Genomic DNA, 25,148 nt, shown 5'->3' with positions numbered 1-25,148 from the left:
TTTGATAAGATTAGAAAAACATCATTTTATATGATGTTTTTTATTTTACATAAAATGAGGTTAAAAAAATGAATGAGTACATCATTGATAATGAACTAAAATTAAGGATTCCAAATCAACCCGAAGATGCCAAAAGAATCTATCGTTTAGTAAATGAATCAAGAACCACTTTAAAGCAATGGTTACCATGGGCGGCCGAACAAACCTTGGATGATGAGATTGAATTTATCAAGTTAAGCTTAAATCAACCTAGCAATCGAGTTTCGTTTAACTTGATTATTGAATTTAAGAATATTGTAGTTGGAATGATTAGTTTTAATCGATTTGATAAAACAGAAAATAGTGGAGAAATTGGTTATTGGTTAGGTAATCAATATGTAGGTAATGGAATCATGCAAAGAGCTTTAAAAAAATTAGTTGAAATTGGATTTACTGAATTTAAATTGAAAAATTGCTACATCTGGGTTGCAGTTAACAATCGGCGCAGTAATCGTGTTGCTGAACAGGGAGGATTCACTTTGATCAATTCAGTTCCCAATAAAATTCAGCTATTAGATACTCGAGTGACAGCAAATTGTTGGAATATTACTAACGATTAATAATTTGATTACTTTGTCTTGGTAGTAAAAAGTGTATAATTAAATTGTTATAAATAATTCGGGTTAATAGGAGTGTGCTAAAACGATGATTGAATTTGTAGATGTCCAAAAAAAATACCAACAAAATCAATTTCCTTCAATTTCACATTTAAATTTAAAAATACCGGATAATCAATTTTTTGTATTAGTTGGAGCTAGTGGTAGCGGTAAAACAACTCTTTTAAAGATGATTAATGGTTTAATTAAACCCACGAGTGGGAACGTTAAAGTTGCGGGGATTGAACTGAAAAAGACTAATTTAACCCAATTAAGATTACAGATGGGATACGTAATTCAAAATATTGCGCTTTTTCCAAATTTAAGTGTGAGTGAGAACATTACAATCCAAATGGAAATGATTAGTAGCTCTAAAACTGAAAAAAAACAACGAGTTTCTACATTATTACAAGAAGTGGGATTGAACCCAGAACATTATGCTAATAAAATGCCAGATCAATTATCGGGTGGAGAACGTCAAAGAGTAGGAATTGCGCGGGCGTTGGCAATGAAGCCTAAAATCATCTTAATGGACGAGCCATTTAGTGCTCTTGATCCATTAACTCGCGAGAAATTACAAAAGCTAATTAAAGAGTTGCAACAAAAAAACAAAGCCACAATTGTATTTGTTACCCATGATATTAGAGAAGCCTTAAAATTGGGCGATCAAATTGCAGTGTTAAATAATGGTAAAATCGAACAAGTTGGTGATGCTAAAGAATTGGTGGAAAAACCAGCTAATCGTTTTATTGATGAATTTTTTAATCAAGTAAAATCGAAAAGAACTATCATTGATTTGTTAAAAAAAGAGTCAATTAGACCAGGTACTTATAATAAGGATGCTCGAATCTTATTAGCGGATAATTTAATTGATAAGTTAATGGAATATTTTGAACTTAGTACCGAACCAGTATTGATAAAACTTGAAAATGATTTTTTTAAAGTTACTATTCAAAACTTAATTAGTTTTATTAGAAAAGAGGGTACTAATGGAAAAATTATTTAATACTCTTATTAGCCAAAAAGAAGCTATTTCTATGGCTTTGGAACAACATTTAGTTTTATCGTTAATATCGTTGTTGATTGCGATTATAGTAGCAGTTCCATTGGCAATTAGTGTGATGAATCGTCCTAAAACTGCAAAGCGATTATTGCAATTGGTGAGCGTTATTCAAACTATTCCTAGCTTAGCTTTATTGGGGTTATTAATTCCGCTGGTGGGAATTGGAAATTTACCGGCCATCATTGCCTTAGTCGCATATGCAATATTACCGATTTTTGAAAATAGCTATGCGGGTTTAACGAATATTGATCCGAATCTAGAAGAAGCAGCGGATGCATTAGGGTTATCTCGGATGAAAAAGTTAAGAAGATTAGAAATTCCACTAGCGATGCCAGTCATTCTATCTGGAATTAGAATTGCAGCTGTCTTCATTATCGGAACTGCAACCTTAGCAGCATTAATTGGAGCTGGAGGTTTAGGTAGTTTTATCCTATTAGGAATTGAAAATAATAATAATGATTTATTAATTATTGGGGCAGCACTATCCGCTGTTTTAGCATTAGTCTTTAACTATGGGATTCAATTGATCCAAAAATTGTCTTTAAAAAAATTATTGTTTATAGGTCTTATTTTCCTTGGATTAATTGGTGGCGGTGCATTTTATCAAAATTTTCAAAATTCTAATAAGGTTATAATTGCGGGAAAATTGGGAAGTGAACCTGATATCTTAATTAATATGTATCGGGATTTAATTTTGGAAGAAAATCCTAAGTTAAAGGTTGAGTTAAAACCTAACTTTGGGACCACTAACTTTTTATATCAAGCCTTACAAAAAGGGCAAGTTGATATTTATCCAGAATTTTCGGGCACCATTTTACAAACCCAAGCAAAGAAAACAAAGATAAGTAAAAATCCTGAGACTACCTATCGAGATGCTCAAAATTATATGAAGACGCAACAATTAACCTATTTAGATCACATGAAATATCAAAATGGGTATGCATTAGCGGTTTCACAGTCTTTAGCTAGTAAATATAACTTGAAAAAAATTTCAGATTTGAAAAAGGTTCCTTCTGAGGAAATTAAAGCTGGATTCACACGTGATTTTTATAATCAAGCGCAAGGGTGGAACGGCTTAAAACAAAGCTATGGATTAAATAATGTTAATCAAATTAAAACGTTAGAGTCGAATTTACTCTACCAGGCAATTGGAAATCAGCAATTAAGCTTAATTGATGGGTATACGACAGATGCGGATTTATATCAGTATCATCTAGTCAGTTTGCAAGATGATTTACACTACTTTCCTCCTTACCAAGGAGCTCCGTTAGTTAGACCAACAACTTTAACCAATCATCCGGAAATTAAAACGGCTTTAAATAAGCTAAATAATCAAATTACGGATGCTGAGATGCGGGAAATGAACTATCGAGTAGCAGTAAAACATGAATCAGCTGCAAAAGTTGCACACGAATATTTAACTCAACACCATTTAATTAAATAGAAAAGGAGACCTAGAAAGGTCTCCTTTTAGTTTTATATAAATTTTAGAAAGATGCCGAGTATAAACAAGCAAATTAAGATAAAAAATATACTACTGCAACAGCTTCCAATTAACCTAATTCCAAAAATTAAGCAAAATAGGAAAATGATTAATAATAGTGAAATCATGATAAATCCTCGTTATTTATGAGATGTATCCTAATTTTACTTTAGTGACGAGGGATAACACAAGTACCTTCTGGAACTTCGAAGTCTTTTTGAATTAATTCAAGTTTACCGCTGTCGCTATTACGACTATATAAGGTTGCAGTATCACTATTTTGGTTCACAACGATAAAGAATGATTCATCAGAACTAAAGTTAAAGTCACGAGGGAATTCACCTTCAGTTGAAATTGATTGAATTTGTTCTAATTGACCGTTAGCTATGATTTTGTAGACTGCAATTGAATCATGACCACGGTTAGAGATGTAAACGAAACGTTGATCAGATGATATTTTAATTGCTGCGGCACCATTGTGTTCAGTCCAGTCAGTTGGAATAGTTGAAAGGGTTTGATCTAAACTAAAGGAACCAGTTTCTGGATGATAATCTAAGACAGAAACTTTACTACTTAATTCACCAACTAAATAACCCTTATTAGTTTCATTTACAAAGCTAATGTTTCTAGGACCAAATCCTGGTTCAGTTTGATATTTACTTACTAATGAAAGTTTACCTGCAGCAGATACGTCATATACAAAGACAGTATCAATTCCTAAATCACAAACTACTAAACGATTATCGGGTGTTAAATTGGCATAGTGTGGGTGAGCACCATCGGCTTGTTGTGGACGGGGACCAATGTTACCAATGCTTTGGACACGGTCAGTAAGTTTTAGAGTTCCGTCTGCTTGAATTGCATATACTGATACATAACCCATGTGATAGTTGGCAGTATAAACTAGCTTTCTGTCATTATCAATTGCAACATATGCATCAGATGTTCCAGTTTCAATGTTTTCTTGAAGTAATTTACCTGGGATTGTGTTCATATCAAAAACTGCAACACCACCACGAAGGTCTGATTCATCCATGTTACGATCAACCGCGTATAAAATATTATCTTTGGTTTCAGCTAAGTATGTAGGACTTTCAATTTTAGCAACAATTTGTGTGTTTTGTAATTTTTTTTGGTCAGTATCTAATTCAATTTGGTAAACACCATCACTATTGTTAATGGTGTAGGTTCCGATTAAAAATTTTTCAATCATAATAAAATCCCCTTTTTATTTATTATTTACAGCTTAATTATGGAAGAAAAAATGATGTAAAGCAATTAGTTTGATGCTAAAGTTTCTGTTATATTAGTTAAAATTATGTTAAATTTATAACAAACGAATAAAAAAATTAATATTAAGGAGTGATTTTCATTAAAGAAAAAAATAATTACAATATTGGCCTAGATATTGGAACTAATTCAATTGGTTGGGCGGCTACTGACGAAAGTAATCGGTTAATCCATATTAAAGGAAATAACGCAATTGGGGTTCGCCTTTTTAAAGAGGGAGAGGCTGCAGCAGAACGACGTGGTTTTCGAACTACCAGAAGACGACTTGCTAGAAGAAAATGGCGGTTAGGATTACTAAACGAAATTTTTGATAAAGAAATTGCTAATGTAGAGCCTAGTTTCTTTGCTCGTTTAAAGCAATCTAACGTTTCACCTAAAGATCCAAACAAAAAGATGTTTGGAAACATTCTTTTTGATGAAGAAGAATTAAATGATAAAAGTTTCCATAACGAATTTCCAACTATTTATCATTTACGGCAGGCATTAATGAATGATGATAGAAAGTTTGATATTCGTTTGATTTATTTAGCTATTCATCACATCGTTAAGTTTCGGGGTCATTTTTTAAATCAAGCAAATGCTAAAAACTTTAAAGGTAGCTCTATTGATTTAGAAACCACTTTTAATGAGTTAAACGAAGTATTTGTAAATCAACTTCGTTCGTTTGAATTGAATTTAACTGATTTAGACGAAAAATTAGCTATTTTAACCGATAATTCAAAGACTAGAAGTGATCGTCAAAGACAGTTGGGGAAAGTCCTTTTTAAATCGATTGATAAAGATAGTGATAAAGAGAATAAAAAAGTTGCGGATGAGATAATTAAATCGGTGTTAGGAATGAAAGCTAAGTTTAACGTTATTTTTGGCTTAGAAGTTGCTACTCCGAAAGATTGGTCACTTAATTTTGATAGTGATGACTTCGATGACAAAATCGATAATCTATCTGCCGAAATGACGGATGAATGTAATTCAATTTTAGTGATTTTAAAAGATTTATTTTTTGCGGTAAATCTTTCTGGGATTTTAAGTAATGCCGTTTCAAATCGACCTGCGGCAACTACAATTTCCGAAGCAATGATTAATCGTTTTGGTGATCATAAAGATCACTTAAAAATGTTAAAAGCAGTTATTGATGAGATAGATGATGCCAAGAAAAAACAAAACCTTAAAAATGCATATGCAGCGTATATTGATGGTGAAAAAAACAAAAAAATCACCTTTGAAGATTTAAAGAAGAGAATTTCTAAAAATCTAGATGATTCCGAAAAGGCTAAACAAATTAGTTATTTGTTAGACCATGATTACTTTCTTCCTAAACAGAGATCAAAAGAAAATGGTTCAATTCCACATCAACTACATCAACAAGAATTAGATAAAATTATTGAAAGTCAGTCTAAATATTATCCATTCTTAGCTGAATTGAATCCTAATGAGAAACGTAGTCGTCAAGCTAAATATAAATTAGATGAATTAGTCTCATTTAGAGTTCCATATTACGTTGGCCCTATGATTGAATCCAACGATTCTAATAAAGATGGCAATGGTAAATTTGCTTGGATGATTCGAAAAGAAGCAGGGAGAATTACTCCTTGGAACTTTGATGAAAAAGTTGATCGCACGGAAACTGCAACCAAGTTTATTACTAGAATGACAACTACCGATACTTATTTAATTGGGGAACCAGTGCTGCCCAAAAATAGTTTAATATATCAAAAATTTGTGGTTCTAAACGAGCTTAACAACTTAAAAATTAATCAAGAACGAATTTCAGTGGAACAAAAACAATTCATTTTTGATAATGTAATGAAGAAAAACAAGCGAATTTCATTGAATAAGATTGCGGATGCTCTAGTTGCCAACGGAGACTATGCAACTACTCCTGAAATAACGGGAACCACTGATCAAAAGAATTTAAATAATGGGTTAACCACATATATCGATTTATTTAATATTTTTGGAGCAATGGTTGATGATGTGGATAAACAAGCGGACTTTGAAAAAATTATTGAATGGTCTACAATCTTTGAAGATCAACATATTTACAAACTAAAACTTGAAGAGTTAGATTGGTTAACTGCAGAGCAACGTAAGCAGGTAGCTAAGTTTAGATATCAAGGTTGGGGTCGATTATCGAAAAAATTATTAAATAATTTATGTGATGAAAATGGGCAAAGAATTATTGATCATTTGTGGGACTCTACCAATAACTTTATGCAAATTGTAAATGAACCCAGTTACAAAGAAGCAATTGCAGAAGAAAATGGTGAAAACCTTGATAAAAACGATGTTTCCGAAATTATTAATGATTTATACACTTCACCACAAAATAAGAAAGCAATTCGTCAAATATTATTAGTGGTTGACGATATTATTAAAGCAGTGGGTTACAGTCCTGCTAATATCATGATGGAATTTGCACGAGAAGATCAAAATAATCATAACTTGACTCGTTCTCGAAAACGTCAGGTTGAAGAAACCTATCAAAATATTTCAAATACTTTCTTTGATGATGAGTCAATTAAACAGGAACTGAAAGAAATTGATTCTAATAAAGACTTTACTGATAGATTGTTCCTCTACTTTATGCAAGGTGGAATTGATTTATACAGCGGGGAACCGTTGAATATTGATAATCTATCTGGTTATGATATCGATCACATTTTACCGCAATCATTTATTTTGGATAATTCATTAGATAACCGAGTTTTGACTACGCAAAAAAACAATCGACATACTAAAGAAGATAATTTACCGGGTGAATTTTTTGGTGCCAAAATGTATTCGACTTGGAAGATGTTAAAAGATTATCATTTGATTAGTAATAAGAAATTTAATAATTTAACTTTAACTTCTAATATGATTAGTAAGTTTAATAATCGTGGTCGTTTTATTAATCGTCAGTTAGTTGAAACTCGTCAAATCATTAAATCAGCCGCTGAAATTTTACAAGAACGATATGCAAATGAGGATACCAGCATTGTTACAGTTAAAGCTACCTTAACCCATCATATACGAGAAAAATTTGAATTCTATAAGAATAGAAATGTAAATGATTATCATCATGCTTTTGATGCTTATTTAACTGCTTTTGTTGGTAATTGGTTGTTACAACAATATCCTAAACTAGCTCCGTTATATGTATATGGTGACTTTTCAAAGGTTGAAATTACAAATTTAAATTCATTTAACATGTTATGGCGGTTTGAAAAAGACCATGAAGTAACTGATGGTGAAGTTTCTCTTGATAAAGATCAGCTGTTAGGATATATGAAAAAAGTATATCGGTTTAAGAAGATGTTAGTTACTAAGGAAGTTTATACCAATCATGGTGCATTATATAAGCAGACTCATTTCCCAGCCCCTGCAAATGATGTAAAGTCTAGAAAATTAATTAATACTAAACTTGATCGTCCGACTGATATTTACGGAGGTTATACTTCAGAAACTGGTGCCTATCCAGCCTTAGTTAAGTTGAAAAAAGGCAAAAAGTTTGAATATCGCTTAGTTAATATTCCTTTAAGAAGAATTGATAGTCACAGAAATTATACTAATCAAGAAATTTATGACTTATTAAAATTTATATACGCTGAATCAGGTAAAAAATTCAATGTTGATAAGGTATTGATTAGTAAAGTTTATATTAATCAGTTGATAGCGGATAACGATGGAATGTTTACGATTAATAGCATGAATTACAAGAATAATGCTCAACAATTGGTATTATCGGATGAAATTATGAGAGTTTTAAGTAAAAAAAATAAAACTAAACCAGAGTTAGTTGATGCTTTTACAGCTACAATTCAAAATATAAATAAATATTTACCTAATTTTGAAATTGAAGATGAGAATAAAACAATTAGTTTATTTAAAGAATTAGACAATGTTACTGAAATGATTAATTATTTTAATGACATATTAGAAGGTACTCATTGTAACGCAACAATAAAAAATTTGAACAAAATTAATATGTCTTCATATTGGGGAAGATTTATTATGACGTCTGGTTTGGTGTTTACTTCAAATGTTAAATTTATTTATCAATCTCCAACTGGATTGTTTAATAGAAAGATTAAAATTTCTGATATAGATTAGAAAAACAAAAAAGGAAGCTAAGTAGCTTCCTTTTTTATTATATGTAAGTGGCCCTTAAGGGCTCAAAAGATAAAACTTGGATAAAAATCCTTGTTTGATTTTAACTCAGTACGTCATTCTAATGAGATTAAAACGTTGGCGAACAACCAACAATTTAAATATATCATTATTTATAAAAATGTCAAGGAGAGAATAAATGGGATGGAGAACAATTGTTATTACGCAACATGCAAAAGTTTCTTATAAAGGGAGACGAATAGTAGTTCAAACTGATTATGATTTAAATGAAATTCCAATTGATGATATTGAAATTTTATTAATTGAAACTACTAAAGTTGCAATCACTACTAGAGCCATTACTGAACTAGCCAAATCGATGGCTAAGATCATATTTGCAGATGATATGGGACAACCGTTGGTGGAAACCAGTCATTATTTAACTAATAATCGTTCTAAAAAAATTATCGAAAAACAATTTAAATGGAATCTAAATAGAAAAGAACTGATGTGGACCTGGGTGGTGATTGCAAAATTAAAAATGCAAATCCAAGTTCTAAAATATAATCACATTGAAACGGAAGAATTAGAGTATGAATTAAGTAAATTAGAAATTAATGATATAACAAATCGCGAGGCAGTTATTGCTCGGAAATATTTCCCATTGCTATTTGAAAAGGGATTTGAAAGACGAGAATACAATCCATATAATGATTCTTTAAATTATGGTTACTCAATTTTATTATCATTTGTGGACCTGAACATTTCAGCTGCTGGATATCTGACGCAGCTAGGAATTCATCATCGCAGTGATGAAAATCAGTTTAATTTAGGATCAGACTTAATGGAGCCTTTTCGTCCCATCATTGATATTTGGGTCAGTCAGCAGGAGTTGAAGGAGCTGACTCCAGAGATTAAACACAAATTAATAGATATTTTTAATCTGGAAATAAAATTCAATGATAAAAATATGATTTTTCGGAATGCAATAAAAAAACACGTGCAAGATTGTCTGAAATATTTAAGTGGAGAAATAGATTCGATAAAAATAAAGGTGGAATTAGTAAATGAGGTATAGAGTTATGCGTTTAATGGTTATGTTTGATTTACCAGTTGATACAAGTGAAGAAAGAAGAATGTATCGTAAGTTTAGAAAAGAACTAATGAATGAAGGTTTTTTAATGATGCAATATTCAGTTTATGTAAAAGTATGTGTTAGTAAGGAGTCAGCAAATTTTACTGAAGGTCGAATTTCATCGTTTTTACCAAAAAAAGGAGTTGTGCAAACGTTAATGGTTACGGAAAAACAGTATAATAGTATGAAATTCTTAGTTGGTAGTAAAAAGAATGATATTCGTAATACTGCAGATCGGACGGTGATTATTTGAAGTTAACGTTATATCCAATTGAACCGTTTGAGATAAATGCAGGTAAATTGACAATTATAAAAACAGAAAATAAAAATTTTTATTTTAATTTGATTTCTGGGTTAGTTAAAAAAGAAGGAATAAAATTAAGTGACGAAAATAAATTATTAAGTTTAAAAACTAATCTTATTTATTTAGGTGATATTTATACAAAAACAAATTTATTGGACGACTTTAAAAAGAATTTAGAAAATGAAATTACTAGTAATTTGAGTGACGAAAATCGAAAAAGATTATTTATGTTAGATAACCAAATGAAAGAAATTTTTATGAGTACAATTGATTTAGATTATATTTCACTAGAAAGTAAAACAGAATGGGATATTAAAAAACAGTATAAGTTAAGTGACATTATAATCAGCGAGTCAGAAACGGATCCATATGGTATACTAAAACAAGTTCTTGATTTATACACTAAATTTAATAATAAAAAGTTAATTGTTCTTAATGATGTATTTAACTACTTGTATCCTGAACAAATACAACAAATAATACAACAAATAAAATCATTAGGGTTATACGTATTAATATTAGATTTTTCTAATTATCAAAGAGATAATAATGTTGAAGAATGCCGTGTTTACCGCATCGATAGAGATTTTGTGAGATGGTCTTCTAACGAGTAGGTAAATATTACAGACGGTTTTAGAAGTACGTCATTCTAATGAGATTAAGAACTTAAAAAAGCTGAACTACTTAACAATAATCGTTTTAGAAGTACGTCATTCTAATGAGATTAAGAACTCTTTGATTTCGATTCCGTTTGTTAATTGAGTTTTAGAAGTACGTCATTCTAATGAGATTAAGAACATAAATGACCTTAAAGGTCGGTAAACAGTTGTTTTAGAAGTACGTCATTCTAATGAGATTAAGAACAACAAACTCTTCTAATTGCTTGAGTACGTCGTTTTAGAAGTACGTCATTCTAATGAGATTAAGAACTTCATAATTGGTATTATGGTAGGTATTATAGTTTTAGAAGTACGTCATTCTAATGAGATTAAGAACTTAAAACTTATTTAAGTACTTTCAATAGTAGTTTTAGAAGTACGTCATTCTAATGAGATTAAGAACTATTGTGACTGTAAATTAGATAACGCGTCTGTTTTAGAAGTACGTCATTCTAATGAGATTAAGAACTTTCAGATGCAGTAAAAACTAGCAAAACAAGTTTTAGAAGTACGTCATTCTAATGAGATTAAGAACAATGTTGGCTCTGGCGTAAGTTTGCTTAACGTTTTAGAAGTACGTCATTCTAATGAGATTAAGAACACTTCATCACGCAGTAAGATGCGCAATTTAGTTTTAGAAGTACGTCATTCTAATGAGATTAAGAACATTTGCTCTTCATCATCTTTTCGGCGTTGGGTTTTAGAAGTACGTCATTCTAATGAGATTAAGAACTGGTAAGAAACTTGATAAGTCTGAGTTAGAGTTTTAGAAGTACGTCATTCTAATGAGATTAAGAACATTACTTCCTTTCCTTTGACTATATTTATAGTTTTAGAAGTACGTCATTCTAATGAGATTAAGAACACAACTAGCTATCCACCAACTACAACGTCAGTTTTAGAAGTACGTCATTCTAATGAGATTAAGAACTCAATGATATCTAATAATTCATCTTCTAGAGTTTTAGAAGTACGTCATTCTAATGAGATTAAGAACTTTAAATAGTTAGGTTAAGTTTTCCGTTAAGTTTTAGAAGTACGTCATTCTAATGAGATTAAGAACTTACATATTCTCACAGATTATCAGCATTAAGTTTTAGAAGTACGTCATTCTAATGAGATTAAGAACAAAACATGCATTTATTGGTGATTTAGCACGGTTTTAGAAGTACGTCATTCTAATGAGATTAAGAACTATGAAAGCTGTAAAAATGTTAATACCTTTGTTTTAGAAGTACGTCATTCTAATGAGATTAAGAACCTTAAATGCAATTACTTTGGTTGATAACAAGTTTTAGAAGTACGTCATTCTAATGAGATTAAGAACTTAAATAACTTTCAGCATCTTTGCTATTTTGTTTTAGAAGTACGTCATTCTAATGAGATTAAGAACCTCTCTTAAGGCTTTCAATCAGGTAGTGTAGTTTTAGAAGTACGTCATTCTAATGAGATTAAGAACCCATTCTTTAGCATTTGATATGCATACTCTGTTTTAGAAGTACGTCATTCTAATGAGATTAAGAACACAAGAAAACACAGGATAAAATTAAAACTAGTTTTAGAAGTACGTCATTCTAATGAGATTAAGAACTAAAGAAAAATTAAAGAGATCAGCTTTTTAGTTTTAGAAGTACGTCATTCTAATGAGATTAAGAACTTATTTCTGGGCATTTCAAGGTGTGTTTAGGTTTTAGAAGTACGTCATTCTAATGAGATTAAGAACAAAAATAATAATCTAGTTAAAGATGACTTAGTTTTAGAAGTACGTCATTCTAATGAGATTAAGAACCGTCATTGCCTTCGTAGTAATCATTTAGCAGTTTTAGAAGTACGTCATTCTAATGAGATTAAGAACTAATGAGTGAGTTTTACAACTTTCCTGGCAGTTTTAGAAGTACGTCATTCTAATGAGATTAAGAACGATTTATATTAATGAGTAAGACAAGATGCAGTTTTAGAAGTACGTCATTCTAATGAGATTAAGAACAGTGTTGTCGGTAACTGTATATTGTCTTTGGTTTTAGAAGTACGTCATTCTAATGAGATTAAGAACGCGTTAAATCAGATGAAATACATGGCTAATGTTTTAGAAGTACGTCATTCTAATGAGATTAAGAACTGTATTAACTTGGTGTCAGTATGGATAGGAGTTTTAGAAGTACGTCATTCTAATGAGATTAAGAACTTTATTTTTGGAGAAAATTCTGATGAATATGTTTTAGAAGTACGTCATTCTAATGAGATTAAGAACACCACGTTTTCTCCTTTCGTTATCAATCTTGTTTTAGAAGTACGTCATTCTAATGAGATTAAGAACACTCATATTGGTCTGGTATGCTGTAACAATGTTTTAGAAGTACGTCATTCTAATGAGATTAAGAACAAATTGTGGTTTGATTAAATTAGCTGATTGGTTTTAGAAGTACGTCATTCTAATGAGATTAAGAACATCGAGATTTGCGCGTCCAACTAATTCAGCGTTTTAGAAGTACGTCATTCTAATGAGATTAAGAACCTCTCAAGCTATCAAACAAATTATGTTGGTGTTTTAGAAGTACGTCATTCTAATGAGATTAAGAACTGTAAAGAGAAAATATCCCAACAAATTAGAGTTTTAGAAGTACGTCATTCTAATGAGATTAAGAACTGAACGCTTTCTAATTCGTTAATGAAGTTTGTTTTAGAAGTACGTCATTCTAATGAGATTAAGAACCACATTGATGGAAATTGCTCCATCAGTTGAGTTTTAGAAGTACGTCATTCTAATGAGATTAAGAACGAATTGGCTAAGGTTAAAACTGCTACTGGTGTTTTAGAAGTACGTCATTCTAATGAGATTAAGAACTGTTATTAATGACGACGACAAGGCCGACGAGTTTTAGAAGTACGTCATTCTAATGAGATTAAGAACGATAATTCCTATTTTGTGGCGTTCTGTGTGGTTTTAGAAGTACGTCATTCTAATGAGATTAAGAACTCCACGGGTGTTTACACGCCCATTGCGCAGTGTTTTAGAAGTACGTCATTCTAATGAAATTAAGAACTTCACTATTAACTTCACCCTTTTTAGAAACGTTTTAGAAGTACGTCATTCTAATGAGATTAAGAACTCTTAAATGAGTTCTTTTTTATTAACCAACATTGCATAATGTAGAAGTAATTGATATATTAAAGCAATGTAAATTATTATTTTGTAATAATTTAAAATAAAATCAGGAATGGAGCATTAAATGCTAGTAGTAACTTTATTACAAATGATCGTGCCAATTTTAGTAACCATCATGTTTTCGTATTACAACTGGAGTGATAAGAAGAAAGTCACTAGCTTATCAATTTTATTTGTAATCTTATTTTTAATTAAACTCTGTTTTACATACTTTACTTTACCAAGTAGGGTGCCTTTAAACTTATTGATTAGTAACCTGGTATTGGGATTAGTCATGGTTTTATTGGCATTAATTATTTTTGATCAATTATCAGATGTTAGGCCAATTATTAGAATTACCAATAAACGGATTAAACAACTAATTATGATTGGATTTTCTGTAATTGTTTTATTACTATTGATTAGTGTTGCTGAAACTAACTTAGTGAAAAAGCCTGTTTATAACTCTTTGAAAGTTGAAAAGAAAGCTAGCGCACCTAAGTTATCTAAGACTGAAAGTCCAATTGCGATTGCACCAAAAACGGTTCGCAATCGAATGAACAAAGCAATGAGTACCGTTGGAAATGCTTCATTTTATGAATTAGGTGATTTACAAACGCAATTTTATCAAGGTAAACCAGTTTATATTGCTCCAGTTGAGTATAGCGGTTTATTTCAAGCAATCGGGGCCAAAACCTTACCCGGTTACTTCATTATTTCGGCAACAGATATTAATGCTGAACCTAAATTTATCAATAAATCAATGAATTATAGTGATTCATCAATTCTAAATCACGATGCTGCTCGAAGAATGTACAATGCTTTTCCCACTTGGATTCATACCGGTGATCCACAGTTTGAAGTAGATGATAATGGTACGCCATATTATGTGCAAACGGTTTACCATACCAGAAACATTAGTTCACGAATTAATTATGATTCGCTGCATGTCGTCTTAATGAATGCACAAAATGGAGATTGTCAACTATATAAAACTAATGAAGCACCAAAATTTTTAGATGAAACGATTGATAGCGCTACCGCAAGAGACATGATTGATGTTTATGCCAAAGATCGGTATGGATTATTTAATTTTAGTAATCGAGGTAAAATGGAAGTTCCTGGCACTGGTACTGAAGATGGGTTAACACCAGTGTTTAGTAAAGATGGACATATCTATTACTTTACGGATTACACTTCTCCAAATAGTAAAGCTGATTCTACGATGGGATATTCGATGTTGAATGCACGAAATGGTAAAATAACTTTCTACACGGGAAAGAATGTTGGAGTTATGGATTCTGAAGGTGCTAAAGAGTTGGCTGATAAAGAATATCTAGCACAAAAATGGACTTCTAGTATGCCAATTATGTATAACATCGATGGAACGCCAACTTGGGTGATTTCATTACTTGATTCAACTGGTTCATTTAGAAGTTATGCATATATTAATGCCGAAGATCAATCAATTAAATCATATGCACAAACTGCTAATGAAGCTTTAGATGGATATCGACAACAGTTAAGTAATCGTGGTACTAATCCAGAAAGTACGAATAAGGATCAGGCTAAAGAGTATTCGGGAACCATTGATAGATTAGTTATTTTTCCTCATGATAAATATAATACAGTTAACTTTACCTTATCTGGTAGTAATATTATGTATACCATTACATCGGATACTTATAATAAAGCTACCGTAATGAAAAGTGGGGACCAAATTAAATTTAGTGCTAACGTTGATAGTCAACGTGGCATTGGTAATGTAGTTAATTTACAAGATGATAATTTAAAATAGATTAGATAATAAAAGAGTCAATATCAATATGATATTGGCTCTTTTTTGATTATGCTTTTAGTTTGTTTTCAGGATTAGTTTTTGGTTTTTCAGTTACAACTTTTTTAGGTTGGTTTTTTTTAATATCTTTAATTTTATCATTTAAGGAATCAACTTCTTTTTTATAAGTTTTGATTTCTTTATTTTGTTTGAAGGTACTTGTTGATGAGAATAAGAATAGAAGTAAAGCACCCAATAGTAAACAAGACAAGATAATTAAGATTAATGGGACTTGAATTTCTGCAAATCCAAAACTAATCGTAACCTTTTCCATATTTAGTAAGACAAAGATTGCAATAATAAGTGTAACTACAATTCCGGAAATAACGTAGATTTGTTTTTTCATAATTTAGCTTCTTTCTATATTAATTTAGTGTTGTTTCGGTTTTGGATGATAGGTGGTCATTAAAGAAGGTAAATAGAGTACCATTACCATTATGATCAGTTGGGTATTTGATGGTTTGATAACTTTGCTTATCAACCAGTTTAGTTGATTCAAAAGCCGGATTACCAAGTTTATTAACAACGTTTTGATAACTTGAATCATTGTTAATATTATCAATGTTAGTTTGATTAACTAACTTAGTATCGCTATTAACATTTTTAGTTAATGATTTTCCAACTACTTTTCCGTTATGGAAGGTTACCGTTAATTTACCATCTTTAAACTTCCAAGTTAACTTTTCGCCTTGAAGGCCATGAATGTCTTTTTCAGAAGTTTTATCTGGATGTCTAAATAACGTAATAATGGTTGATTTTTCATCATGCATTTTAATTTTATTGTAATCATTTCGCACTTCACTAGCATGCTCAGTGGCAATACTATTTGCTGCTAGTTTGGTTTGATATACATGGTTTGAAACCGCATATACGCATCCTAAAACAATAAAAATAAAAATCCAGAACCAAGCATTCTTGACTAACCTATTTTCATTTTGCATATGTACATCTCCTATAGATAGCTTTTTTCGTCATCAATTTTGGACGTAAGCCCTAAGATTGGAATCGAACCAATCTTTTCTTACCAAATAGGGCAATCGTTTTAGTTAAAACGGTTTTGGTAAACTTCTGGGTGAGTGTAAACGTTCAATGAATCGATTGAAGCGTCGTCAATTTGGCTAGAAGTCTTTTTGTTGTTATTACTTGTGTTATTTTTGCTACTACTATCAGTGTTAGTAGTGCTATTAGTATTACTTGGGTTTGAAGTTGCATTTGAAACTGTATTTTGATCATATTTAGAAGGGTTTTCTAAGATCTTTTGAGTTTGTTTTTCTTCTGGAGTTTTGCTGCTATCTGGAACAGCTTGTAGTGCATCTTTTGCTGCAACTCCTTTTTGGTTGTATAGATAAGAAGCAGGGGATTCGCCGTACTTGTTAGCAAAATCACTGGCATCTTTATGAGGTGGAAGTTGTGACTTGATTTCTTTTTTGGTTTTGTTTGAAATAGTACCAGTTTCAGCAGTTTCTTTTTTGGTGCTTTCCTTTTTCTTGCTGTCTTTTGTAGTATTCTTTTTTTGTTTTTGCTCAGTTTTTGGTGAACTATCTTTAGTTTTGTTGTCGTTATTGTTACCACAAGCACTTAGACTAACTAATGCTAGAAAGGTAGAACATAGTAAAATTGATTTTTTCAAAATTATTCCTCCTTAATATCAGCTTTTTACGTCAATCAGTTTTGGACGATCTAATTATTATTACAATTGTAACATAAAGAAAATTTATTGTAATAGTTTGTCTTTTTGTTGTTCATATTCTGATTTAGTAATCGCACCACTTTGATATAATTCATAGAATTTTTTTAGTTCGTCAGCATTGGTATTTTGATTTTGTCTTTCATAAAAAGATGTAATTGTACTAGTTAACATACCCACAAAGCTAATTCCAACCATCATTAAAACGACAGCAATCACTTTTCCAACTGTCGTATGGGGACTTTGATCACCATATCCAACGGTCGTTGATGTGGTAATTGCCCACCAAATTGAATCTCCAAAGGAAGCTTTTTCAGCAATGCTATAGGTAATTCCACCAATAAAGATAATAAATGTGCAGGTGATTAATAAATAAATAAATCCGTTTGTTTCAAGAAACTTTTTAGTTTTATTTATTAATTTCCCAAATACACCGACAATCCGAAAAAGTTTAAATAATTTAGACATTCTAATAATTTTAAAAGCTGAGAATAGTCCAAAAGGAATGATTGCCAGTAAGTCAAAAATATGGGTTTTAAAGTATTGCTTTTTATTAGTACTGTAGTAAAAACCACCGAAATAATCAATTGCAAAAATCAAAGTAATTGTGGTATCAATTGCCAAATAGGGTTCGTCTTCGATTGCAATTGCATGTAACAAATCCAGAATGACTAAAATTACTGACACAATTGCTAAGAAGATTATTAAACCATTGTATGTATCTTTTAAGTCTCTTTTAAGTGTTTTCAATTTTTTTATTCCTATGCTCTTATGTTTCTTATGTCTTTCATTTTACTACCATTATAAGGCAGTGGACGCACGGATTTAATATTTATTTAATTGTAATAATTTAGCAATTTTCTGTAAATAAATAATGGCAAAATTAGTTATATAAATTGTTAATTATTAGTTAAATAGAGCTTTATTATAACTTTATTTTTTTAAGTGTGTTATTTTTAATTAAACACAAATAAGGAGATACATATTATGAAAAATTTTGTTTTAGGTTTAAGTTTAGCTGGTAACATTTTATTAGGGTACACAATTCTTAAAGAAACTGATGTGTTGGATGATTTAAAGGAAAAAGTAGATTCACTTAGTGATCAAGCAAACGGTAAGTTCAAACAAGTTGCTGGTACAGTTAACAATGATCCTGTTGAAAAGCTTGAAGGTGATTTAGAAACTGCCAAAGGTGACTTGAAAGAAAAAGTTTCAGACATTAAAGATGATTTTGAATAATCTAACAAACTAGGTGAAAGGGTTCCTTATATTAGGAACTCTTTTTGTATTGTAAAAGTAGTCTAACGTTTGCTAATCAATATTTTTAGTATATTATTAATATTAATTAGGAAAAAGTGATTCAGAAACGGAGAGTAGAATGTCTTTAATAAAAATATCTAAAAATTCAGTGTTAATTTTGCTGGTTGCAATTTTTTCATTGGTGTTTGCAATTTCTGGAGCGCTCTTGGCTGCTCCATTTAATGCCTTGTTTGTTTCAATGCAGATTTCAAAAAGCATTTCAGCTGATTTAGCCGAATCTTTTGCAACTGTTCTTACCCCGATAATATTTTTTGTATATTATTTAATTAGAAGAAATAAAACTGGTTATAAAACAGTGATGCCTTATAGAGCAAAGGGATTCATATCTAAATACTTTATAAGTTGGTTAGTTGGTCTTTCAGCTTTTATTTTAATTTGGATTATTGCAGCAATCTTTGGTGCTTTTAAAGTTACAAATGTTTGGAATTCTGCAAATATCGTGTTAATCATTTTATTTATTGTAGCGTATGGGTTTCAAGGAATGAGTGAAGAGATAATTTGTCGTGGTTTTTTGCAAGGTGCAGTAAGTAAGATTGCTGGACCCGCTTTTGGAATCACAATCTCAGTTATCTTTTTTGCTGTATTTCACAGCTTTAACTCTGGTTTAACAGTTTTGGCATTTGTCAATTTATTGATTTACTCGTTAGGGATGTCTGTAATTAGATATAGAACTGATAATTTATGGATTTGTGGTGGAATTCATAGTGCTTGGAACTTTGCTCAGGGAACCATTTCTGGAGTATTAGTTTCTGGGATTAAACCATCATTAAGTATATTTACATCAGCACCAGTAGGTGGAATGACCTGGGCTAATGGTGGTACATTTGGAATGGAAGGGTCCATTCTATGTACAATTATCTATTCCACGATTTTACTTGGAGCACTTGTACTCCTTAAAAAGAAAGCCTAAAAAAACTTAAAAACATTCGGGAATATTTTCCTGAATGTTTTTTTATAGCTTTGTAATTGAAATATTAAAAGTACAAATTTTATGTTAAATTAACATTAACAAACTAATATTTTTAATTAGAGGTGATTTTATGAAAAAGCAGATGTTATTTTTAAAAATTAGTTTTATTGCTGTTTTCTTAGGTACGGGCACCCTTAGATTTTTAAATAAAGTAATTCCACAAATTAATGTTTGGTATCCTAGATTCGCAGGGATGCTTGTGACGTTTGTGGTAGCACTATTATTAATTAAGTATTTTAAATTTAATGAACAGTAATATGATGTTATTAAAAAAGACCGTAATTTTTAATTACGATCTTTTTTAGTGCATTTCTTTTACATATTTTTCTGTTCCGTCTTCAACAGCTTGGGAATAGTAGTTACATTTAAATTCAATTGTATTTAACGTTTCTTTTAACTCATCCATTTGTTTTGTAACGGATGTTTTCAACTCTTTAAACATGTCTAGTCGATTGGATAGGGTACTATCTCCATTTTCACACCATTTCATAAAAATTTTGATTTCTTTAATTGGCATACCAGAACGTTTTAAACATTTAATCATTTTAATTGCATCTAGATTTTCTTGAGTAAATATACGATTACCGGCTTCGTTTTTTTTTAGATTAGGAATTAATTTTTCTTTATCATAATATCGTATTGTCGAAATTGTAAGGTTGGCATTCTTGGCAACCTCACCAATTGAATAATTTTTAATCATTTTATTTTCCTTTCGAGCTTTTCTGTTGACCTAAAGTTAACTTCATGGATTAAATTAATTATAACTTATCAATCTATTTAGAGTTAATGAAAAATATTTCTATTTGACCTTAAGTTAGGTTTAAGTGATAACGTACTAATTACCAAATAAAAAGGAGATTTGATAATGAAAAAAACTATTTTTGTAAAACCTGGCGAAGTTCGAGTGGATGATGTTGCAAAGCCAACAATTCAAACTAAAGACGATGTTATTATTCATGTTTTAAATGCGTGTGTGTGTGGTTCTGATTTATGGGCATATCGTGGATTGGATAAAAAAGAACCTAATTCAAATAATACTGGTCATGAAGCAATTGGTATCGTTGAAGAAGTTGGAAGTGAAATCAATACCTTACAACCGGGTGATTTTGTGATTGCTCCATTCGTACATGGGTGTGGTCATTGTGCTGCTTGTCTTGCTGGATATGATGGTGATTGTTTAAATCATTCAGATAACTTTAGTGATGGTGAACAGGCTGAATATATTCGCTATCAGCATGCTAATTGGTCTTTAATTAAAGTTCCCGGTAAACCAGCTGATTATAGCGATGCGATGATTAAATCATTTTTAGCTTTATCTGATGTCATGCCAACGGGATATCATGCTGCTAGAACTGCCAATGTAAGTAAGGGTGATACGGTAGTTGTTATCGGAGATGGTGCTGTCGGATTATGTGCAGTAATTTCGGCACAATTACGTGGTGCTAAAAAAATCATCATGATGAGTCGACACCATGATCGCCAAATGATGGCAAAAGAATTTGGTGCCACTGATATTGTAGAAGAACGTGGTGAAGATGGTATTAAAAAAATAATGGAAATTACTAATGGAGTAGGTGCAGATGCAGTGTTGGAATGTGTCGGTAGTAAGTTATCTACTGAAACTGCAATTGGTGTAGCACGTCCCGGTACCATTGTTGGTAGAGTGGGATTGCCCCACGGTGAAGCATTGGATCCAGCACCACAATTCTATAAAAACATTTCGTTAGCTGGAGGACCAGCTTCAGTGACAACTTATGTTAAACAAACTTTACTTAAGGCAGTTTTGGATGGTCAAATTAATCCAGGTAAAGTATTTACTAGTACGTATGAATTAGATCAGATTAACGAAGCTTATCAAGATATGGCTGAAAGAAAGACAATTAAGGCGCAAATTATAACTAAATAGACAAATAAAAACCAGCAAATCATTTTTAATGATTGCTGGTTTTATTGGTTTAAAGTATTTTCACAATGGTTCTGCCATGATGACCATCTGGTGCAGATGAAGAAAATTCATTTATCACTGCGTTAAGAGTGATTTGGTTAGAGTTTTTTTCAATTTTTTCGTTACATTCCATTTAGCAGCTAGATTTCTCCAAATATTAGCTTTATCTTGATTTGGAATGTTAACTGAATCAATTCCATACATAGTAATGTTTCTTAAAATAAACGGTAAAATAGTTGTGTTTAATTTTGCTCCTGAAACGTTACCACAAATGCTAATTCCACCACCGTACTTTATTTGAGGCAAAATATTAGGAATGGTCTTTTCACCAATGGTATCAATGACGAAATCATACTTTTGGTGGTCTAGTAACTTATGAGTTATTAGGTCATTATTTGTAATTACTTTAGTTGCACCTAATTCTTTTAAAGTATTCTCATTACTTATTTTTCTAGTGGTTACGGTAATTTTTCTAAACTTTAATTTCTTCAGAATTGCTAATGAAATACTTGCAACTCCACCGGTACCACCAGTGATCAAGATATTATCATCTTTTCTAATATTATGTTGCAATAATTTGTGTACCGATAAGCCTGCAGTTAAACCAGCGGTACCATAAAGCATAGCATCTTTTAATGATAGTTGTTGAGGTAATTTTATAATCCAATCAGCTGGGACAACTGCATACTCTTCAAGACCACCGTTTGCAGATATTCCCAAACCATATCCAGTCACTAATACTTTGTCAAAACGAGTAAAGTTACTGCTATTTGACTTCAGTACGACGCCACTTAAATCAATTCCAGGAACAATGGGGTATTGTTTAATAACGCCTGAGTTTATTTTAGTTGCTAGTATATCTTTATAGTTCAAGTCAGAGTAATTAATTTGAATAAGAACTTGATTTGATTCAATTTGGGGAATTTCATTATTTTCTAGGTTTATTTCAATTTTATCGTTAATATTTTTAAGGGTTATAGATTTATTATTAATTTAAAAAACTCCTTTGCAATTAAATGTATTAACAATTATAAAGTTATATATTTATTTTTCATACCAAAATTAATTAAATTAATGGTATATTTAGAAAGATTAGAAGGTTTTTGCAAGGAGAATTATGAATTATTTATTTATTATCTGTCTAATTTTAGGCAGCGCAATCGTAGGAGGATTGGTGTTCCAAAGAATTGGATTACCAAGTGTAGTTGGTCAAATTGTCGCAGGAATTATCATTGGTCCAGCAATATTAAACTTTGTAAAAATTGATAACTTGATTTCGACTGGATCAACAATTGGAATTATATTATTAATGTTTTTGGCAGGGTTAGAGTGTGATTTTGATCAAGTAAAAAAATTTATGAAACCGTCTTTTGTGGTTGCATCTTTAGGGGTACTGGCTCCATTGGTGCTGTTCTTTGCATTAGGAATGGCTTTACAGCAAGGAATTCGGGATTCCATCTTATGGGGAGTTATCTTTTCAGCGACATCTGTCTCTATTAGTGTAGCGGTCTTACAAGAATATAATAAATTAAATACAGTTGCCGGTTCTGTAATTTTGGGAGCGGCCGTAGTAGATGATATTATTTCGATTATTTTGTTGAGTATTTTTACTAGTACCTTTGGCAAAGGTGGAATTAGCATTTTTTCAATGATTTTGCTGCAACTTCTATATTTAGCTTTTGTACTAGTAATGGTTAGATATTTGGTTCCACATATTTTTAAATTTATTGTGAGATTTAATGATACGATTCTGCTAGTGGTGGTTAGCTTAATTATATGTTTTTCGATGGCATACATCGCCGAATTAGCTAGTCTTAGTGAAGTTTTAGGTGCATTTTTTGCAGGAGTGGCAATTTCATTAACCAATGTGGGTGAAAAGATTGAAAAGAACATCAATGTAATCGGTTATAGTTTCTTTATCCCTATATTTTTTGTTTCAGTTGGTCTCGAATTAGAATTAGTGACATCGTTTAAATCATATTTTTTAGTTTTTATCATAACTGGTTTAGCTGTTATCACTAAATGGATAGCATGTGGAATTGGTGCTAAAATATTCAGGTTTTCGTGGCAGGATGCAAATATTGTGGGGGCTGGGATGGTGTCTCGTGGAGAGATGGCGTTAATAGTGACACAAGTAGCTATCAGTAATAGTTTGATTTCTAAATCACTTTATTCTGAGCTTGTTTTAGCAATTATTTTAACAACAATTATTTCACCAATCATGCTAAAGAGTTTCATAAAAAATAAATAGAAAAACCGCTAACTATCATTTATGGTAGTTAGCGGTTTTTACTTATGATTAATTTTCTATGATATTTGTGAAGTTTTCTTTTAAGCTTTGATTATTAGTTTCATGGAAATATAATTTATTTTCTGAATTAACATCAGATTGTTGGGTTATTAAAACTATGGGTTGATTATTAACAATAGTGAATAAATAAAGATGATGAATCATTTTAGCGCCATGTTCTTGATCATTAGAATCTGAATAACAAGCAACTACTTGATATTTATCCGTAGATTGGGAATTTTCGTTATACCAGGACATGGTTGTGGGTGCATCGTTAACGATTAAATTATGTTCAAATACTTTATTTGGGATAGTCATTCCATAATAATTTCCAGGTGATGCAGGAGTATAGCTAGTATAAGTTTGTCTCATAGTTTTACCCCAGTTAACCATAAAGTCATCCAGTTGCTCTTTTTTTGTTTCATTCCAAGTTAACTGGTTATTAACGTTTGATTTAATCTCATTTGTTTTATTTTTATTAACAATTGTAACTGGATTTTAATTTTCTTTAGCGGTTTGCTTTTTATCGTTTTTTGCACACGCTGATAGTGAAGTAGTAAGCATCACTGTACTGATAGTTATAAAAATCATTTTTTTCAATTTGAATTCACCTATAAAAAATTTTAATTTACTTTTTAATTGCAATAGTTAAAATTGCACTTGCTACTAGTAGAATGTCGATAAGAATTAAAATAGCCATTTCTGATAGAGTTGTGAGAATTCCACCAAAAAAAGGATTACTCAAGGGGACATCATTTTTTAAAAGTAGTTGTTGTGACATACAATAATAGATAAAAAGTCTCGTAATCATTGCAATTATTGCTGCAAATGGACCAATAATAACGGGTTTATTCTTAAATTTTAAAGTTAAATATATAACATTTAAAATTAGAATTACTAAGCAGATAATTGAACGAGTAGTAAAATTGTTAGTGGGTGATACATCAATGGTGGGGAGAAGTATGAATCCTAAAATATCAGCGAAAACACAAGTAAAAAGTAAATACATAATTAGCCTTTCTGATTTTTAAAATAATTAAGTAGAACTATTCTTGTATATTATAATCTTATATTTTGTTTTGAATAGACGCAATCTTTTTATGAAATAGTGAGCAATGCCATTTTAGATTTCAACACATATTGATATGTATTTAAAATAAAAAATCCATTAACTTTAATTACTAAAGCTAATGGATTTCATTAGTTGAGTATACTGGATTCGAACCAGTACATTATGGATTCAGAGTCCACTGCCTTACCAATTTGGCTAATACTCAATAAAAATTACCTTTTTAT

Annotated in this window: 22 protein-coding genes, 1 tRNA gene and 1 CRISPR repeat array; of the genes, 13 read left to right on the top strand and 10 right to left on the bottom strand. The window is 30.9% G+C overall.

Annotated elements, in window-relative coordinates:
• The first annotated feature begins 68 nt into the window (after window positions 1–68).
• From R4B61_RS06595 to R4B61_RS06585, 3 genes are all read left to right on the top strand, one after another.
• Window positions 69–599: a GNAT family N-acetyltransferase gene (locus R4B61_RS06595; protein WP_413627466.1), complete on the top strand. Its 531-nt coding sequence runs from the start codon at window positions 69–71 to the stop codon at window positions 597–599.
• 85 nt (window positions 600–684) lie between these two features.
• The gene (locus R4B61_RS06590; RefSeq protein WP_413627465.1) at window positions 685–1,641 is read left to right on the top strand and encodes an ATP-binding cassette domain-containing protein; all 957 of its coding nucleotides are present in this window, start codon (window positions 685–687) and stop codon (window positions 1,639–1,641) included.
• Window positions 1,625–3,142, top strand: a complete 1,518-nt coding sequence (locus tag R4B61_RS06585) for an ABC transporter permease/substrate-binding protein (RefSeq protein ID WP_413627464.1) — start codon at window positions 1,625–1,627, stop codon at window positions 3,140–3,142. Before R4B61_RS06590 ends, R4B61_RS06585 begins: the two co-directional genes overlap by 17 nt.
• A 208-nt stretch (window positions 3,143–3,350) precedes the next feature.
• On the opposite strand, the gene R4B61_RS06580 is transcribed toward R4B61_RS06585, so the two are convergent.
• Window positions 3,351–4,394: a lactonase family protein gene (locus R4B61_RS06580; protein ID WP_413627463.1), complete on the bottom strand. Its 1,044-nt coding sequence runs from the start codon at window positions 4,392–4,394 to the stop codon at window positions 3,351–3,353.
• A gap of 149 nt (window positions 4,395–4,543) precedes the next feature.
• Here R4B61_RS06580 and cas9 point away from each other — a divergent pair, with 149 nt between their 5' ends.
• The 5 genes from cas9 to R4B61_RS06555 all read left to right on the top strand — a co-directional run bounded on the left by cas9 (window position 4,544) and on the right by R4B61_RS06555 (window position 15,601).
• Complete coding sequence (cas9, locus tag R4B61_RS06575; RefSeq protein ID WP_413627462.1) at window positions 4,544–8,563, top strand: type II CRISPR RNA-guided endonuclease Cas9; 4,020 nt, start codon at window positions 4,544–4,546, stop codon at window positions 8,561–8,563.
• A 196-nt stretch (window positions 8,564–8,759) separates the two neighbouring features.
• On the top strand, window positions 8,760–9,638 hold the full coding sequence (gene cas1 / locus R4B61_RS06570) for a type II CRISPR-associated endonuclease Cas1 (RefSeq protein ID WP_413627461.1): 879 nt from the start codon (window positions 8,760–8,762) through the stop codon (window positions 9,636–9,638).
• A gap of 4 nt (window positions 9,639–9,642) precedes the next feature.
• The gene (cas2, locus tag R4B61_RS06565; RefSeq protein WP_413627460.1) at window positions 9,643–9,948 is read left to right on the top strand and encodes a CRISPR-associated endonuclease Cas2; all 306 of its coding nucleotides are present in this window, start codon (window positions 9,643–9,645) and stop codon (window positions 9,946–9,948) included.
• On the top strand, window positions 9,945–10,613 hold the full coding sequence (gene csn2 / locus R4B61_RS06560; RefSeq protein ID WP_413627459.1) for a type II-A CRISPR-associated protein Csn2: 669 nt from the start codon (window positions 9,945–9,947) through the stop codon (window positions 10,611–10,613). Before cas2 ends, csn2 begins: the two co-directional genes overlap by 4 nt.
• A 16-nt stretch (window positions 10,614–10,629) precedes the next feature.
• Window positions 10,630–13,768: direct repeats of the CRISPR family, unit length 36 nt; unit sequence GTTTTAGAAGTACGTCATTCTAATGAGATTAAGAAC.
• A gap of 120 nt (window positions 13,769–13,888) precedes the next feature.
• Entirely contained in the window at window positions 13,889–15,601 is a 1,713-nt protein-coding gene (locus R4B61_RS06555; protein ID WP_413627458.1) for a hypothetical protein, read from the top strand.
• A gap of 49 nt (window positions 15,602–15,650) precedes the next feature.
• Here the strand turns inward: R4B61_RS06555 and R4B61_RS06550 are convergent, their stop codons facing one another.
• From R4B61_RS06550 to R4B61_RS06535, 4 genes are all read right to left on the bottom strand, one after another.
• Entirely contained in the window at window positions 15,651–15,986 is a 336-nt protein-coding gene (locus R4B61_RS06550) for a lipopolysaccharide assembly protein LapA domain-containing protein (RefSeq protein WP_413627457.1), read from the bottom strand.
• A 19-nt stretch (window positions 15,987–16,005) separates the two neighbouring features.
• Window positions 16,006–16,581: a DUF3862 domain-containing protein gene (locus R4B61_RS06545; RefSeq protein WP_413627456.1), complete on the bottom strand. Its 576-nt coding sequence runs from the start codon at window positions 16,579–16,581 to the stop codon at window positions 16,006–16,008.
• A 101-nt stretch (window positions 16,582–16,682) separates the two neighbouring features.
• On the bottom strand, window positions 16,683–17,270 hold the full coding sequence (locus R4B61_RS06540; RefSeq protein ID WP_413627455.1) for a hypothetical protein: 588 nt from the start codon (window positions 17,268–17,270) through the stop codon (window positions 16,683–16,685).
• Between the two features lie 84 nt (window positions 17,271–17,354).
• Window positions 17,355–18,077: an ion channel gene (locus R4B61_RS06535; RefSeq protein ID WP_413627454.1), complete on the bottom strand. Its 723-nt coding sequence runs from the start codon at window positions 18,075–18,077 to the stop codon at window positions 17,355–17,357.
• Between the two features lie 237 nt (window positions 18,078–18,314).
• Between R4B61_RS06535 and R4B61_RS06530 the strand changes: the two genes are divergently transcribed.
• The 3 genes from R4B61_RS06530 (at window position 18,315) to R4B61_RS06520 (ending at window position 19,873) form a co-directional block, all read left to right on the top strand.
• Window positions 18,315–18,566: a CsbD family protein gene (locus R4B61_RS06530; protein ID WP_413627453.1), complete on the top strand. Its 252-nt coding sequence runs from the start codon at window positions 18,315–18,317 to the stop codon at window positions 18,564–18,566.
• 139 nt (window positions 18,567–18,705) lie between these two features.
• Window positions 18,706–19,557 carry a CPBP family intramembrane glutamic endopeptidase gene (locus R4B61_RS06525; RefSeq protein WP_413627452.1) on the top strand — a complete coding sequence of 284 codons (852 nt, stop codon included), beginning with the start codon at window positions 18,706–18,708 and terminating at the stop codon, window positions 19,555–19,557.
• A gap of 130 nt (window positions 19,558–19,687) precedes the next feature.
• On the top strand, window positions 19,688–19,873 hold the full coding sequence (locus R4B61_RS06520) for a hypothetical protein (RefSeq protein WP_413627451.1): 186 nt from the start codon (window positions 19,688–19,690) through the stop codon (window positions 19,871–19,873).
• Between the two features lie 45 nt (window positions 19,874–19,918).
• Here the strand turns inward: R4B61_RS06520 and R4B61_RS06515 are convergent, their stop codons facing one another.
• Window positions 19,919–20,317, bottom strand: a complete 399-nt coding sequence (locus R4B61_RS06515) for a MerR family transcriptional regulator (protein WP_413627450.1) — start codon at window positions 20,315–20,317, stop codon at window positions 19,919–19,921.
• A 165-nt stretch (window positions 20,318–20,482) separates the two neighbouring features.
• Here R4B61_RS06515 and R4B61_RS06510 point away from each other — a divergent pair, with 165 nt between their 5' ends.
• A complete protein-coding gene (locus R4B61_RS06510; RefSeq protein ID WP_413627449.1) occupies window positions 20,483–21,523 on the top strand; it encodes a zinc-dependent alcohol dehydrogenase family protein in 1,041 nt (346 codons plus the stop codon).
• A 114-nt stretch (window positions 21,524–21,637) separates the two neighbouring features.
• Here the strand turns inward: R4B61_RS06510 and R4B61_RS06505 are convergent, their stop codons facing one another.
• A complete protein-coding gene (locus R4B61_RS06505) occupies window positions 21,638–22,540 on the bottom strand; it encodes a YhdH/YhfP family quinone oxidoreductase (protein ID WP_413628310.1) in 903 nt (300 codons plus the stop codon).
• A gap of 139 nt (window positions 22,541–22,679) precedes the next feature.
• On the opposite strand from R4B61_RS06505, the gene R4B61_RS06500 reads away from it, so the two are divergent.
• Entirely contained in the window at window positions 22,680–23,813 is a 1,134-nt protein-coding gene (locus R4B61_RS06500) for a cation:proton antiporter (protein WP_413627448.1), read from the top strand.
• 48 nt (window positions 23,814–23,861) lie between these two features.
• On the opposite strand, the gene R4B61_RS06495 is transcribed toward R4B61_RS06500, so the two are convergent.
• From R4B61_RS06495 to R4B61_RS06485, 3 genes are all read right to left on the bottom strand, one after another.
• A complete protein-coding gene (locus R4B61_RS06495; protein ID WP_413628309.1) occupies window positions 23,862–24,311 on the bottom strand; it encodes a DUF4767 domain-containing protein in 450 nt (149 codons plus the stop codon).
• A gap of 169 nt (window positions 24,312–24,480) precedes the next feature.
• A complete protein-coding gene (locus R4B61_RS06490) occupies window positions 24,481–24,663 on the bottom strand; it encodes a hypothetical protein (protein WP_413627447.1) in 183 nt (60 codons plus the stop codon).
• 393 nt (window positions 24,664–25,056) lie between these two features.
• Window positions 25,057–25,129: transfer RNA gene (locus R4B61_RS06485), tRNA-Gln, on the bottom strand.
• Between the last annotated feature and the right edge of the window lie 19 nt (window positions 25,130–25,148).

This window comes from Fructilactobacillus vespulae (assembly GCF_047324295.1).
Taxonomy (GTDB): Bacteria; Bacillota; Bacilli; order Lactobacillales; family Lactobacillaceae; genus Fructilactobacillus; species Fructilactobacillus vespulae.
The sequence above is the reverse complement of the archived record's forward strand: the minus strand, read 5'-3'. Positions and strand labels throughout refer to the sequence as shown.